This is a genomic window from Mesorhizobium sp. M0019, from assembly GCF_040323975.1.
Taxonomy (GTDB): domain Bacteria; phylum Pseudomonadota; class Alphaproteobacteria; order Rhizobiales; family Rhizobiaceae; genus Mesorhizobium.
The window spans coordinates 83,585-97,204 of sequence record NZ_JAMYVK010000024.1 but is presented as its reverse complement, the minus strand read 5'-3'; the positions used below and the strand labels follow the sequence as shown (position 1 = coordinate 97,204).

Annotated in this window: 11 protein-coding genes and 1 pseudogene; 10 read left to right on the top strand and 2 right to left on the bottom strand. The window is 64.2% G+C overall.

From position 1 onward, the window contains the following. Positions 1–118: 118 nt before the first annotated feature. Positions 119–475, bottom strand: a pseudogene (locus NKK47_RS18575) (ABC transporter permease subunit); the annotation flags it as partial. A gap of 127 nt (positions 476–602) precedes the next feature. Here NKK47_RS18575 and NKK47_RS18570 point away from each other — a divergent pair. Next, the gene (locus tag NKK47_RS18570) at positions 603–1,202 is read left to right on the top strand and encodes an ANTAR domain-containing response regulator (protein WP_352568364.1); all 600 of its coding nucleotides are present in this window, start codon (positions 603–605) and stop codon (positions 1,200–1,202) included. A gap of 2 nt (positions 1,203–1,204) precedes the next feature. Further along, on the top strand, positions 1,205–2,443 hold the full coding sequence (locus tag NKK47_RS18565; protein WP_352577826.1) for a CmpA/NrtA family ABC transporter substrate-binding protein: 1,239 nt from the start codon (positions 1,205–1,207) through the stop codon (positions 2,441–2,443). 243 nt (positions 2,444–2,686) lie between these two features. Here the strand turns inward: NKK47_RS18565 and NKK47_RS18560 are convergent, their stop codons facing one another. Beyond that, the gene (locus NKK47_RS18560; protein WP_352448433.1) at positions 2,687–2,815 is read right to left on the bottom strand and encodes a hypothetical protein; all 129 of its coding nucleotides are present in this window, start codon (positions 2,813–2,815) and stop codon (positions 2,687–2,689) included. Between NKK47_RS18560 and NKK47_RS18555 the strand changes: the two genes are divergently transcribed. From NKK47_RS18555 to NKK47_RS18520, 8 genes are all read left to right on the top strand, one after another. Further along, on the top strand, positions 2,802–4,118 hold the full coding sequence (locus NKK47_RS18555) for a CmpA/NrtA family ABC transporter substrate-binding protein (protein WP_352577825.1): 1,317 nt from the start codon (positions 2,802–2,804) through the stop codon (positions 4,116–4,118). The two genes, NKK47_RS18560 and NKK47_RS18555, sit on opposite strands and share 14 nt — an antisense overlap. Before the next feature lie 84 nt (positions 4,119–4,202). After that, complete coding sequence (ntrB, locus tag NKK47_RS18550; RefSeq protein WP_352577824.1) at positions 4,203–5,099, top strand: nitrate ABC transporter permease; 897 nt, start codon at positions 4,203–4,205, stop codon at positions 5,097–5,099. A gap of 11 nt (positions 5,100–5,110) precedes the next feature. Next, entirely contained in the window at positions 5,111–5,908 is a 798-nt protein-coding gene (locus tag NKK47_RS18545) for an ABC transporter ATP-binding protein (RefSeq protein WP_352577823.1), read from the top strand. Positions 5,909–6,160: 252 nt separating this feature from the next. Next, complete coding sequence (locus NKK47_RS18540; RefSeq protein WP_352568359.1) at positions 6,161–6,499, top strand: hypothetical protein; 339 nt, start codon at positions 6,161–6,163, stop codon at positions 6,497–6,499. A gap of 58 nt (positions 6,500–6,557) precedes the next feature. Further along, positions 6,558–7,859 (top strand): MFS transporter, encoded by a 1,302-nt coding sequence (locus NKK47_RS18535; RefSeq protein WP_352568357.1) that lies wholly within the window; start codon positions 6,558–6,560, stop codon positions 7,857–7,859. 19 nt (positions 7,860–7,878) lie between these two features. Continuing rightward, the gene (nirB, locus tag NKK47_RS18530; RefSeq protein ID WP_352577822.1) at positions 7,879–10,329 is read left to right on the top strand and encodes a nitrite reductase large subunit NirB; all 2,451 of its coding nucleotides are present in this window, start codon (positions 7,879–7,881) and stop codon (positions 10,327–10,329) included. A 65-nt stretch (positions 10,330–10,394) separates the two neighbouring features. Beyond that, the gene (gene nirD / locus NKK47_RS18525; protein WP_023676297.1) at positions 10,395–10,724 is read left to right on the top strand and encodes a nitrite reductase small subunit NirD; all 330 of its coding nucleotides are present in this window, start codon (positions 10,395–10,397) and stop codon (positions 10,722–10,724) included. 3 nt (positions 10,725–10,727) lie between these two features. Beyond that, entirely contained in the window at positions 10,728–13,559 is a 2,832-nt protein-coding gene (locus NKK47_RS18520; RefSeq protein WP_352577821.1) for a nitrate reductase, read from the top strand. Positions 13,560–13,620: the final 61 nt, after the last annotated feature.

The following is a 13,620-nucleotide window of genomic DNA, read 5'->3' as shown; positions in this document are numbered from 1 at the left end:
GACCGCAAACCTACAAATGCACGGCGTTCAGATCATTGCTGCACCCTCGCCACGGGGCGCCAGTGCCGCGCGAGCGGCTTCGTCCAGGGGTCAAAGCAGCCCCCGCCTCAGCTTCCCCCTATCTCTCCTCCACAATCCGCAAATAGGCCGCCGTCACAAACAGCACGATTAACCCAAACAATATCCACCACGCCCCTTCCGGCATCTGCAAAATCGTCAGCAGCGTCGTCAGCGCGGTAGGGATCAGCGCCGTTGATTGTGCCGGTGCAGCCGCCGCGGCCGCCGAAGATCGAGGTGCCGCCGACGACGGCGGCGGCCACCCAAGGCAGCACCAGCGGGTCGGCGAGCGACGGCCTTGATCAGGCCGATGTAGTGCAGTGCCGACGAGCACGCTCGAGATAACGTAGAGCGCGGTGATCACCTGCCAGCAGCGTACGCCGGACAGGCGCGTTGCCCGTTCGTTGTCGCCGACCGCCCCAGCACCACCGCCGCGACGCTGGCCGTCGCGTCCAATTCCTCAGGCGGCGCCTGGACGCCGGCTTTGTTTCCGTGAATCTCGCGATGCCGCATTGCACAATCGTCTCGCCTGCGCAAAATGCGGCATGATCCGCAAATCCCTCACTGTCCTGGTGATCGATGAGAACCACATCCGCGCTTCGATAATCGAAGCGGGATTGCGGGAGGCCGGGCATCAGCAGGTCACGGTCATCCATGACGTCGCCGGCATAGCGCGGCGGATAGCCGAGATCGAACCCGACGTGATCGTCATCGATCTCGAAAATCCCAATCGCGACATGCTCGAAAACATGTTCCAGCTGTCGCGCTTGGTGAAGCGGCCGATCGCCATGTTCGTCGACCGCTCGGATCAGGCTTCGATCGAAGCAGCGGTGGAAGCCGGAGTGTCGGCCTATGTCGTCGACGGCCTGCGTCAGGAGCGGGTCAAGCCGATCCTCGACATGGCAATCAGCCGCTTCAATGCGTTTTCGCGCATGGCGCGCGAACTGGAAGAAGCCCGCAGCGAATTGGAAAGCCGCAAGGTGATCGATCGCGCAAAGGGCATCCTGATGAAGTCGCGCGGCCTGTCGGAGGACGCGGCGTATACGCTGCTGCGCAAGACCGCCATGAACCAGAACCGCAAGATCGCCGAGATCGCCCAGAGCCTGGTAACGGCGGCAGGCCTGCTGGATCCCGAGGAGAGTTGAGAATGGCGGCCGAGCACCGGATCAATGCTGGCTTCATGCCGCTCTTCGACAGCGCTGTCCTTGTCGCGGCGAAGGAAATCGGCTTCGCCCTGCGTGAAGGCATCGACCTGACGCTCAACCGGGAAACATCCTGGGCCAACATCCGCGACCGCATCGCCATCGGCCATTTCGATCTGGCGCACATGCTGGGGCCGATGCCGATCGCCTGCAATCTGGGGCTGACGCCGCTCGCCTCCGATACCGTCGTGCCGTTTTCGCTCGGCCTCGGCGGCAATTGCGTGACGGTTTCGAACGCGGTCTGGGCCGGCATGGCCGCGCACGGCGCCCAACCCGATCTCGATCCGGCGCGGGCCGGCAAGGCGTTGGGAGCGCTGATTCGTGAGCGGGCGAATGGCGGCGGCGATCCGCTTCGCTTCGCCGTCGTCCATCCGCACTCCGGGCACAATTACGAATTGCGCTACTGGCTCGCCGCCTGTGGCATCGACCCGTCGCGTGAAATCGAGATCGTCATCGTGCCGCCCCCCTTCATGGCCGACGCACTCGCCGCCGGCAGGATCGACGGCTACTGCGTCGGCGAACCCTGGAACAGCGCCTCGGTCGTCGCGGGCACCGGCCATATCGCCACGGTCAAGGCGGCCATCTGGAAGACCAGCCCCGAGAAAGTCGTCGGCGTGCGCAAGGCATGGGCGGAAAGAGAGCCGGACGCGCTTTCAGCCCTGCTGCGTGCGCTTCATCACGCGGCGCGCTGGTGCCAGGATCCGGCAAACCGTGACGAACTCGCGGCCCTTATGGCGCAGCCGGCCTTCCTCGGGCTTGCGCCGGCGCTGCAGATGCCGATCCTCAGCGGGCATCTGGCGCTCGGCGGCGGCGCCGAACTGAGTGTCGGCGACTTCTTTCTGCCCTTCAACAAGGCGGCGAACTTCCCGTGGAAGAGCCATGCGCTGTGGTTCTACACGCAGATGGTGCGCTGGGGGCATGTCGCGCACACGCCGGAAAACCTCGCTATTGCCCGCGACTGCTACCGCCCCGATCTCTACCGCTCGGCGTTGAAGCCGCTTGGCGTAGCGCTTCCCGGTGCCAATGCCAAGGTCGAGGGCGCGCTGAAGGCCGCGACTCCGGTCGGTTCGGCGGGGGCAAGCCTGGTGCTCGGTCCCGATGGTTTCTTCGATGGCCAGATCTTCGATCCCGACGAGATCGACGCCTACATTGCCGGCCAGAAATTGGCGCGCGCCGAAGTCTGATCATTTCGGCGGCATTCTTGTGCGCTGCACAAAAAATGTGCGTGCAACTGCGCTAATGAACAATCTTTGGCTTGCTCGCCCAGCGGGCCGGCGCGCCGACGATTTTGGCATGTCGTTGATCTCGTTGATGTTTGTCATCCATTCCGAAACTGGCACGGTTCCTGCGTTGCAATAGGCAGACTCTTCTCGGGTCACGGAATAGGCGTCCAATGGCGGGCGCTACAGGCAACGCTGCCGCTCAGGTCAACACGCGATCCCGGATGGACGGACGCGCGCGGCCTGGCCGGCGGCTTTTTTGTTTTGGTCGAACACGCAATCGACGGCGCCGATCCCAAGCCGCGCCCAACCGGAGATGACGATGACGAAAAGCACCAATAGCCATTCCGCCCAAACGGCGATCAGCCGCCGCGATTTCCTGAGGATCAGCGCGGCCACCGCGGCAACGCTGGCCGCGGCGCGTGCGCTGCTGCCCTCCGGCGCCTATGCGGCGCCCGCCGCGCCGGAAGTCACCGGCGCCAAGCTCGGCTTCATAGCGCTGACCGATGCGGCGCCGCTGATGATTGCCAAGGAGAAAGGCCTGTTCGAGAAATTCGGCATGCCCGACGTCGAGGTGCTCAAGCAGGCCTCCTGGGGGGCGACGCGCGATAATCTGGTGCTCGGCGGCGAAGCCAACGGCATTGACGGCGCCCATATCCTGACGCCGATGCCTTATCTGATGCACACCGGCAAGGTGACTCAAAACAAGCAGCCGCTGCGGATGGCGATCGTGGCCCGGCTCAACTACGACTGCCAGGGCATTTCTGTCGCCCAGGAATATGCCGGCACCGGTGTCGGCCTCGACGCCTCCAAGCTGAAGGACGCCTTCGCTGCGAAAAAGGCCGCAGGCAAGGAGGTGAAGGCCGCCATGACCTTCCCGGGCGGCACGCACGATCTTTGGCTGCGCTACTGGCTGGCTGCCGGCGGCATCGATCCCGACAAGGACGTCTCGACCATCGTCGTGCCGCCGCCGCAGATGGTCGCCAACATGAAGGTCGGCAACATGGACGTGTTCTGTGTCGGCGAGCCGTGGAACGAGCAGCTCGTCCACCAGGGCGTCGGCTTCACCGCCGCCACCACCGGCGAACTGTGGAAGGGCCATCCGGAAAAGGCGCTCGGCCTGCGCGCCGCCTTCATCGACAAGTACCCGAACTCCACCAAGGCGATCCTGATGGCCGTCATGGAAGCCCAGCAATGGTGCGAAGCCAAGGAAAACAAGGACGAGATGGCCGCCATCATCGGCAAGCGGCAATGGATGAACGTGCCGACTGCCGACATCATCGGCCGCCTCAAGGGCGACATCAATTACGGCAATGGCCGCGTCGCCAACGGCACCGATCTCTACATGAAGTTCTGGCAGGGCGGCGTGTCCTATCCCTTCAAGAGCCACGACAGCTGGTTCCTCGCCGAAAACATCCGCTGGGGCAAGTTCGCGCCGACCACCGACATCAAGGCGCTGGTCGCCCAGGTCAATCGCGAGGATCTGTGGCGAGAAGCGGCCAAGGATCTTGGTGTCGCCGCGGCCGATATCCCGGCGTCTTCATCGCGCGGCGTCGAGACCTTCTTCGACGGCAAGGTCTTCGATCCGGAGAACCCGTCCGCCTATCTCGACAGCCTGAAGATCAAGGCATCGGCCTGAACGGTGCAAACGGCGCTCGCGCCGTTTGTCGCCACAAGCGCAACGGCGCCGCTTGTCGCCAAATGCCAAAGGAACGTTCGAGAAATGTCTATCCAAGCCATCGAGGACCGCAAGGTGAAGCCGTTCCCCGCGCCTGCCAAGCCCGCCGAAATCATCGCCTTCACCGCCAGGGCGCGGCGCCGCTTCGACCCGGCCGCGATCGCAGGCAAGCTGGCCAGCACGCTGGTGCCGCCGGTCATCGTCATCACCATTATGCTCGTCGTCTGGCAGGTCGCCTGTTCGTCGCCCACAGCCAGCCTGCCACCGCCAAGCCAAGTTTGGAACGAGGCCTATGACCTGATCGCCCATCCGTTCTTCAACAATGGCCCGCAGGACATTGGACTCGCCTGGCGGGTGCTGATCTCGCTGCAGCGCGTCGCCATCGGCTTTGGCCTTGCGGCTGTCGTCGGCGTCGCGCTCGGCGCGCTGGTTGGCCAGTCGATCTGGGCGATGCGCGGTCTCGATCCGGTGTTCCAGATCCTGCGCACGGTACCGCCGCTCGCCTGGCTGCCGCTGTCGCTGGCGGCGTTCCGCGATTCCAGCCCGTCGGCGATCTTCGTCATCTTCATCACCTCGATCTGGCCGGTGATCATCAACACCGCCGTCGGCGTCCGTAACATTCCAGAGGACTATCGCAACGTCTCCCGCATCCTCAGGCTCAACCAGCTCGAATTCTTCGTGAAGATCATGGTGCCGGCCGCGGCACCTTACATCTTCACCGGCCTGCGCATCGGCATCGGCCTGTCGTGGCTGGCCATCGTCGCCGCCGAAATGCTGACCGGCGGCGTCGGCATCGGCTTCTTCATCTGGGATGCCTGGAACTCGTCGCGGCTGCCCGACATCATTGTCGCGCTCGCCTATATCGGCGTCACCGGTTTCTGCCTCGACCGCCTGGTCGCGGCGGTCGGCGCCTTCGTCACCCGCGGCACAACGGCAAAGTGAGGAGAGGGACGATGACGGCCTATCTGAAACTCGACCATATCGACAAATCCTTCGCCCGCGGCAGCCAGGTCAGCGACGTGCTGAAGGACATCCGGCTGACCATCGACAAAGGCGAATTCGTCTCGATCATCGGCCATTCCGGCTGCGGCAAGTCGACCTTGCTCAACCTGATCGCCGGCCTGACCAAGGTCTCGGCCGGCGCGGTTCTGTTGGATGACAAGGAGGTCGATAGTCCCGGCCCGGAACGCGCCGTGGTGTTCCAGAACCACAGCCTGCTGCCATGGCTCACCGTCTACGAAAACATCAATTTGGCAGTCACGAAGGTCTTTGGCCGGAGCAAGAGCCGGGCCGAGCGGCATGAATGGATCATCCGCAATCTCGATCTCGTTCAGATGGCGCATGCCAAGGACAAACGTCCGGCCGAGATTTCGGGCGGCATGAAGCAGCGCGTCGGCATCGCCCGGGCGCTGGCCATGGAGCCGAAGATCCTGCTGCTCGACGAGCCGTTCGGGGCGCTCGACGCGCTGACGCGCGCGCATCTGCAGGACGCGGTGATGGATATCCATTCGAGGCTCGGCTCGACGACGATCATGATCACCCATGATGTCGACGAGGCGGTGCTGTTGTCCGACCGCATCGTCATGATGACCAACGGCCCGGCGGCCACCATCGGCGAGGTTCTTGCCGTGCCGCTGGCCCGGCCGCGCCGGCGCATCGAGCTTTCCTCCGACCGCACCTTCCTGCGCTGCCGCGAGGCGGTGCTGAAATTCCTCTACGAACGCCACCGCTTCGTCGAAGCCGCGGAGTAAGGCCATAACGGGAAAACTCGTCATCATCATTGGCAATCTGCATCGGCAATGGGCAATCTACCGCATTGCACAAATATTATGCTGCTGTGCAAGGCATTTTGACTAATCTTTGATCCGCTGCCGAGCTTGGTCAAAAGTCGCGCGGCTGCGGTTCATATTGATTTCATTCGATAATTAAGAGCGCTGTCGAATTGGCACGCTTCCTGCTTTCCAAAATGTAGGGTCCGCAAGGGCCAAGTGAAACGGCGTCCAATGGCGGGCGCCACAGGCAAAGCTGCCGCTCAGGTCCACACGCGCTCCCGGAACCCCGGACGCGAAGACCTGGCCGGCGGCTTTTTTGTTTTGACGCAATCGACGGCGCTGGTCCCAAGCGGCGCCCAACCGGAGACGACGATGACGAAACGGATTGGAACTGGCGCTTCCCTCGCGGACTTCACGCGCCGCGATTTTCTGGCCGTCAGCGCGCTGACGGCGGCGCTGTTCACCGCCGCGCTCCTCCTCTTTCCCGCCGGCGCCAAGACTGACGGCAAGGGTCTCGAAGTGACCGCGCAAAGGTCGGTTTCAACCAGTTCGCCGATGCTGCGCCGCTGACAGTCGCGAACGAACAGACAAGGGCGGTGCCTCCCACGCCGCAAACCGGAGCCAGAAAATGACCGCAAATCTCCCAGCCGCGCCCAGCCAGGACAGCGCTCCCCGGCAGGCGCTTGCCATGTCCACCATCGCCTTCACCGTCTGCTTCGCGGTGTGGACGATCTTTTCAATCATCGGCGTGCGCATAAAGCAGGAGCTGGGGCTGAACGAGACGGAGTTCGGCCTGCTCGTCGGCACGCCGATCCTCACCGGCTCGCTCGTCCGTATGGTGCTCGGTGTCTGGACCGACCGTTTTGGCGGACGGCTGGTATACACCGCGACCATGCTTGCGGCGGCGGTCGCGACCTTTCTGCTCGCTTTTGCGCACACCTACGGGCAGATGCTGGTCGCCGCACTAGGCGTTGGGCTCGCCGGCGGTTCCTTCGCCGTCGGTGTCGCCTATGTCTCGCGCTTCTTCCCGGCCGGCAAGCAGGGTACGGCGCTTGGCATTTTCGGTGTCGGCAATGTCGGCGCCGCGGTCACCAAGTTCCTGGCACCGTTCGTGCTTCTCTCCTGGGGCTGGCAGTCGGTCGCGCTGATCTGGGCGGCAGCACTCGTCGTCATGGCCGCCGTCTTCTGGTTCACGACCGGCGACGATCCAGTCATCCGCGAGCGCCGCGCCGGCAAGGCAGCGCCCGCGAGAAGCTTCTTGCAGGAATTCGCGCCGCTCAAGAACCTGCAGGTCTGGCGCTTCGCCTTCTATTATTTCTTCGCCTTCGGTGCATTCGTGGCGCTCTCGCTGTGGCTGCCCCGCTACCTGATCGGCGTCTACGGCTTCGGGCTTGCGACCGCCGGCATGATCGGGGCGGCCTATTCAATTCCGGCAAGTATTTTCCGCGCCTATGGCGGCGTGCTTTCCGACCGGATCGGCGCCCGGACCGTGCTCTACTGCACCTTCGCTGTCAGTGCCGTCGCGACTCTCGTTCTGTCTCTCCCCTCGGCAGACTACGTCGTGCGCGGTATCAGCGGGCCGATCGCCTTCCATTTCGAGATCGGCCCGCTGGCCTTCATAGCCGTTGCCTGTGTGCTCGGCTTCTTCATGAGCCTCGGCAAGGCCGCCGTCTACAAGCACATCCCGGCTTACTATCCGCAGAGTGTCGGCGCGGTCGGCGGCGTTGTCGGCATGATTGGCGGGCTCGGCGGCTTTATCCTGCCAATCGCCTTCGGCGTGCTCAACGACCTCACCGGCGTCTGGTCGAGCTGCTTCATGCTGCTCTTCGTCATCGTCGCCACCTGCTTTGCCTGGATGCATTCTTCCATCCGGCGGATGGAGCGCACGGCGTCTGACGAAGCTTCAGGCCTTTCCTACGCGGCTGAGTGAGACCGGAGTGGATCAGGACATGACCGAGAAACTCGTTATCATTGGCAACGGCATGGCCCCCGGGCGCATGCTGGAGCACCTCCTGGAAAAGGCGCCTGGGCGCTACCAGGTCACCATCTTCAACGCCGAGCCGCGCGTGAACTACGACCGCATCATGCTCTCGCCGGTTCTGTCGGGCGAAAAGGCCTATGAGGAGATCATCATCCATGGCGACGGCTGGTACATCAAGCACGGCATCACCCTCTACAAGGGCCACAAGATCGTCGCCATCGACCGGCAGGCAAAGACCGTCACCTCCGATCATGGCGTGACCGAGCCCTACGACAAGCTCGTCATCGCCACCGGCTCGGTGCCGTTTATCATTCCGGTGCCAGGCCATGATCTGCCCGGCGTGCTCACGTATCGCGATCTCGATGACGTCCGGGCGATGATGCTTGCCGCCCAGTCGCGGGCCAAGGCGGTGGTCATCGGCGGCGGCCTGCTCGGCCTGGAAGCGGCTGCGGGTCTGAACGCGCAAAGGATGGACGTCACCGTGCTGCACGTCATGCCGACGCTGATGGAGCGTCAGCTCGATCCGGCCGCCGGATATCTCCTGCAGCGCGCCGTCGAGCAGCGCGGCATCAAGGTCATCACCAAGGCCAACACCCAGGCGATCACCGGCAACGGCAAGGTGGAGCGGGTGGAGCTTGCCGACGGCACAGTCATTCCCGCAACGCTCGTCGTCATGGCGGTGGGCATCAGGCCGAATGCGGCGCTGGCGAAGGAAGCCGGCATTGCGGTCAATCGCGGCATCGTCGTCGACGCCGGCATGCGCAGCAACGATCCCGATATCTACGCAATCGGCGAATGCGCCGAGGTCAACGGCCAGGTCTACGGGCTGGTCGCGCCGCTTTACGAGATGGCGCGCGTCGCCGCCAGCCATCTGGCCGGCAATGAGGCGGCGGCTTTCGTCCACATGGACACGCCGACCAAGCTCAAGGTCACCGGCATCGAGCTGTTCTCGCTCGGCGACTTCGCCGAGGGCGATGACCGCCAGGAGATCGTGCTGCGCGATGCCGCGGCCGGCGTCTACAAGCGCCTGGTACTCAAGGACGACCGCATCATCGGCACCGTGCTCTATGGCGAGACGGCGGACGGCGCCTGGTTCAACGACCTCAAGAAGAAGCAGACCGACATATCCGAGATGCGCGATACGCTCATCTTCGGCCAGTCCTACCAGGGAGGCGCCCCACTGGACCCTATGGCGGCCGTTGCAGCCTTGCCGGATGATGCGGAAATCTGCGGTTGCAACGGCGTATGCAAGGGAAAGATCACCGGCGCGATCACGGCCAGGGGCTTGACCTCGCTCGACGACGTGCGCGCCCACACCAAGGCGTCGGCGTCCTGCGGCTCCTGCACCGGGCTGGTCGAAAAGCTGATGGTGCTGACCATCGGCGACAAATACAACCCCGCGGCGGTCCAGCCGATGTGCAGCTGCACCGCGCTTGGCCATGACGAGGTCCGTCGGCTGATCAAGGCCAAGGGCTTGAAGACCATTCCCGCCGTCATGCAGGAACTGGAGTGGAAGACCTCCTGCGGCTGCGCCAAATGCCGGCCGGCGCTCAACTATTATCTCGTCTGCGACTGGCCCGACGAATACGCCGACGATTACCAGTCGCGCTTCATCAACGAGCGCGTCCACGCCAACATCCAAAAGGACGGCACCTATTCGGTAGTGCCGCGCATGTGGGGTGGCGTCACCAACGCCGCCGAATTGCGCGCGATCGCCGACGTCGTCGACAAGTTCGAGATCCCGATGGTCAAGGTCACCGGCGGCCAGCGCATCGACATGCTCGGCATCCGCAAGGAAGACCTGCCGGCGGTATGGGCCGATCTCGGCCAGGCTGGCTTCGTCTCCGGCCACGCCTACGCCAAGGGACTGCGCACGGTGAAGACCTGCGTCGGCTCGGACTGGTGCCGCTTCGGCACGCAGGATTCGACCGGCTTGGGCATCCGTATCGAAAAATTCATGTGGGGCTCGTGGACCCCGGCCAAGGTCAAGATGGCGGTGTCGGGCTGCCCGCGAAACTGTGCCGAGGCGACCTGCAAGGATGTCGGCGTGATCTGCGTCGATAGCGGCTACGAGATCCATTTCGCCGGCGCCGCCGGTCTCGACATCAAGGGCACCGAAGTGCTCGGCCTGGTCAAGACCGAGGACGAGGCGCTGGAGCATATCGTGGCGTTGACGCAGATGTATCGCGAGCAGGGCCGCTATCTCGAGCGTATCTACAAATGGGCCAAGCGCGTCGGCATAGCTGAGATCAAGCGTCAGATCATGGACGATGGCGAGAAGCGCAAAGCCTATTTCGACCGCTTCGTCTTTTCGCAGAAATTCGCCCAGGTCGACCCATGGTCGGAACGTGCTTCCGGCAAGGACAAGCATGAATTCCGGCCGATGGCTTCGGTCGGCTTTGCCCAGGCGGCGGAGTAGGCGCGTGTTCCCGAAAAGTGGAATGCGTTTTCGGACAAGAACACGCGCAAAAGAGGAATAGCCACATGAACTGGGTATCGATAGGCACGCTCTCGGACATTCCGCGTCGCGGCGCGCGCTGCGTCGCCACGCCCGAAGGCAAGATCGCCGTCTTCCGCACGGCCGACGATCAAGTCTTCGCCATCGACGACCATTGCCCGCACAAAGGTGGGCCGCTCAGCCAGGGCATCGTCCATGGCACGGCGGTGACCTGTCCCTTGCACAATTGGGTGATCTCGCTGGAGACAGGCAAGGCGCTCGGCGCGGACGAGGGCGCGGTGCGCACCATTGCGGTGCGGATCGACGGCGAGCGGCTGTTCATTGCGCTGGAAGCGCTGGCCAGCCGCGCGGCGTGAACCATGCAGATTGATGAAGCGCGCGAGGTGAGGACCACCTGCCCCTATTGCGGGGTGGGTTGCGGCGTGCTGGCGAAGGTCGCCGCGGACGGTGAACTAACCGTTCGTGGCGACCCGGACCACCCGGCGAATTTCGGCCGGCTCTGCTCCAAAGGCTCGGCGCTGGCTGAGACCATCGACCTCGACGGCAGGTTGCTATACCCGGAGATCCGCGGTCGCCGCACCGACTGGGACGAAGCGCTCGACCTTGTCGCTTCGACCTTCTCGCAAACCATTGCCGAACACGGCCCCGGTTCGGTCGCCTTTTATGTTTCCGGCCAGTTGCTGACCGAGGACTATTACGTCGCCAACAAGCTGATGAAAGGCTTTATCGGCTCGGCCAATATCGACACCAATTCGCGCCTGTGCATGGCCTCGTCGGTCGCCGGCCACCGCCGCGCCTTTGGCTCGGACACCGTTCCGGGAAATTACGAGGATCTGGAACTTGCCGACCTGATCGTGCTGGTCGGCTCCAATCTCGCCTGGTGCCATCCGGTACTCTACCAGCGCATTGCCGCTGCCCGGGAAAAGCGGCCCGAGATGAAGGTGGTGCTGATCGACCCTCGCCGCACGATGACCTCAGACATCGCCGACATGCATCTGGCGATCGCGCCCGATGGCGACGTCGCTTTGTTCACCGGGCTGCTCGCCTATCTCGGCCAGCACAACGCGCTGGACCGCACCTATATCACGGCGCACACGACCGGCTTCGGGCAAGCGCTTTTCGCCGCCTCGGCGCTCGATCTTGCCGGCATCGCGGCTGCCACGGGTCTCAGTGAGGACGAACTGGCCCGCTTCTACAGCCTGTTTGCCGCGACGGCGAAGACGGTGACCGTCTACAGCCAGGGCGTGAACCAGTCGTCTTCGGGCACCGACAAGGTCAACGCCATCATCAACTGCCATCTAGCCACCGGCCGCATAGGCAAGCCCGGCGCCGGGCCGTTCTCGGTGACCGGCCAGCCCAACGCCATGGGCGGCCGTGAGGTCGGCGGCATGGCCAACATGCTGGCCGCCCACATGGAGATCGAAAACCCCGAGCACCGCGAACGCGTGCAGCGCTTCTGGAATGCCCCAACCGTCGCCGAAAAACCCGGCCTGAAAGCGGTCGAGATGTTCCAAGCGGTGGCCGACGGACGCATCAAGGCGCTGTGGATCATGGCCACCAACCCGGTCGATTCGATGCCGGACGCCGATGCCGTCGAGGCGGCGATCAGGGCCTGCCCGTTTGTTGTGGTCTCGGACGTGCTGGGCGAGACCGACACGGTCCGCCACGCCCATGTCCGGCTGCCGGCCACCGCATGGGGCGAAAAGGATGGCACCGTCACCAATTCGGAGCGCCGCATCTCGCGCCAGCGGGCTTTTTTGGCCAGGCCCGGCGAGGCAAGGCCAGATTGGTGGATCATCGCTGAAGTCGCCAAGCGGATGGGCTTCGGCGAGGCTTTTTCGCATGTGTCGCCGGCCGACATCTTCGCCGAGCACGCGGCGCTGTCGGGCTTCGAGAATGATGGCGTTCGCGATTTTGATATAGGCGCGTACGCCGGGATTGATGCACGGACGTATGAGGAGTTGGCGCCATTCCAATGGCCAGCGCCGAGCCAAGGCACCCCCCTCTGGCCTGCCGGCCATCTCCCCCTCAAGGGGAGAGATTGGATGTCGCCACCGGTTTCGCCAATCGTTGCCATTGCTGAAAAGGCGGTGCCGGCAAAGCCGCCAATCTCCCCCCTTGAGGGGGAGATGGCCGGCAGGCCAGAGGGGGGTGTTCAGGCTGGACATAGCTCAGCCAGCACCCGCTTCTTCGCCAACGGCAATTTCTACACGCCCGACGGCAAGGCGCGCTTCATTGCCATCCGCCCAGCCGCACAAACCCGCACCAACCCGGACTACCCGCTCGTCCTCAACACCGGGCGCGTCCGCGACCATTGGCACACCATGACGCGGACCGGCAAGAGCCCGCGCCTGTCGCAGCACATGGCCGAACCGTTCGTCGAAATCCACCCGGCGGATGCGCAGCACTATGGTATCGGCGATGCCGACATCGTGCGCGTCTCGACTGGCCATGGCGAGGTGCTGGTCCGCGCGCTGGTGACGGTGCGCCAACGCCAAGGCTCTGTATTCGTTCCGATGCACTGGACCGATCAGATCTCCGCCCGCGCGCGTGTCGATGCACTGGTCCCGCCGACGACCGATGCGATTTCAGGTCAGCCGGCCTCGAAGAACGTTGCCGCCCGCCTCGAACGCTTCGCTGCCGCAGCCTTCGGTTTCGCGGTGCTTGCCGAACGGCCCGCCTCGATCGACGCCGATTATTGGAGCCTCGCCCGCTGCCCCGCCGGCTGGCGCCTCGAAATTGCGCTGCAGGACAGCCGCGACTGGACCGGGTTTGCCGCCTCGCTGTTCGGCCTCGAAGGCGAGACGCTCGCCTATCACGACATCGCCGGCGGGCACCATCGCTTCGCCCGTTTCGCGGGCAGTCGGCTGGTCGGCTCGCTCTATCTGGCGCCTACCCCGGTGGCGGTGTCGCGCGGCTGGGCGGTCGAACAACTTGGTGCTGACCATGCCGATCGGCAGGCGCGGTTGGCGATTGTCGCCGGGCGGCCGGGCGGCAACAGCGTCGACCGCGGTGCCATCGTCTGCGCCTGTTTCGGGGTCGGTGCCAACCAGATCGCGGAAGCGGTACGCGGCGGCTGTACCAGCGTCGCGGCAATCGGCGCCGTCCTTCACGCCGGCACCAATTGCGGCTCTTGCCGCGCCGAGATCAAGACCATTATCGACGGGCGGCGTCTGCAAGCTGCGGAGTGATGCGCGGAGGAACTTTGCCGCGCCGCTGCATGAGCTTACTAGCAATTTACAAACCATGGGC

What these genes read in the sequence shown, in the direction of transcription:
- NKK47_RS18570 (WP_352568364.1), top strand. Translation starts at nt 603, where the DNA reads ATGATCCGCAAATCCCTCACTGTCCTGGTGATCGATGAGAACCACATC.
- NKK47_RS18565 (WP_352577826.1), top strand. Translation starts at nt 1,205, where the DNA reads ATGGCGGCCGAGCACCGGATCAATGCTGGCTTCATGCCGCTCTTCGAC.
- NKK47_RS18555 (WP_352577825.1), top strand. Translation starts at nt 2,802, where the DNA reads ATGACGAAAAGCACCAATAGCCATTCCGCCCAAACGGCGATCAGCCGC.
- ntrB (WP_352577824.1), top strand. Translation starts at nt 4,203, where the DNA reads ATGTCTATCCAAGCCATCGAGGACCGCAAGGTGAAGCCGTTCCCCGCG.
- NKK47_RS18545 (WP_352577823.1), top strand. Translation starts at nt 5,111, where the DNA reads ATGACGGCCTATCTGAAACTCGACCATATCGACAAATCCTTCGCCCGC.
- NKK47_RS18540 (WP_352568359.1), top strand. Translation starts at nt 6,161, where the DNA reads ATGGCGGGCGCCACAGGCAAAGCTGCCGCTCAGGTCCACACGCGCTCC.
- NKK47_RS18535 (WP_352568357.1), top strand. Translation starts at nt 6,558, where the DNA reads ATGACCGCAAATCTCCCAGCCGCGCCCAGCCAGGACAGCGCTCCCCGG.
- nirB (WP_352577822.1), top strand. Translation starts at nt 7,879, where the DNA reads ATGACCGAGAAACTCGTTATCATTGGCAACGGCATGGCCCCCGGGCGC.
- nirD (WP_023676297.1), top strand. Translation starts at nt 10,395, where the DNA reads ATGAACTGGGTATCGATAGGCACGCTCTCGGACATTCCGCGTCGCGGC.
- NKK47_RS18520 (WP_352577821.1), top strand. Translation starts at nt 10,728, where the DNA reads ATGCAGATTGATGAAGCGCGCGAGGTGAGGACCACCTGCCCCTATTGC.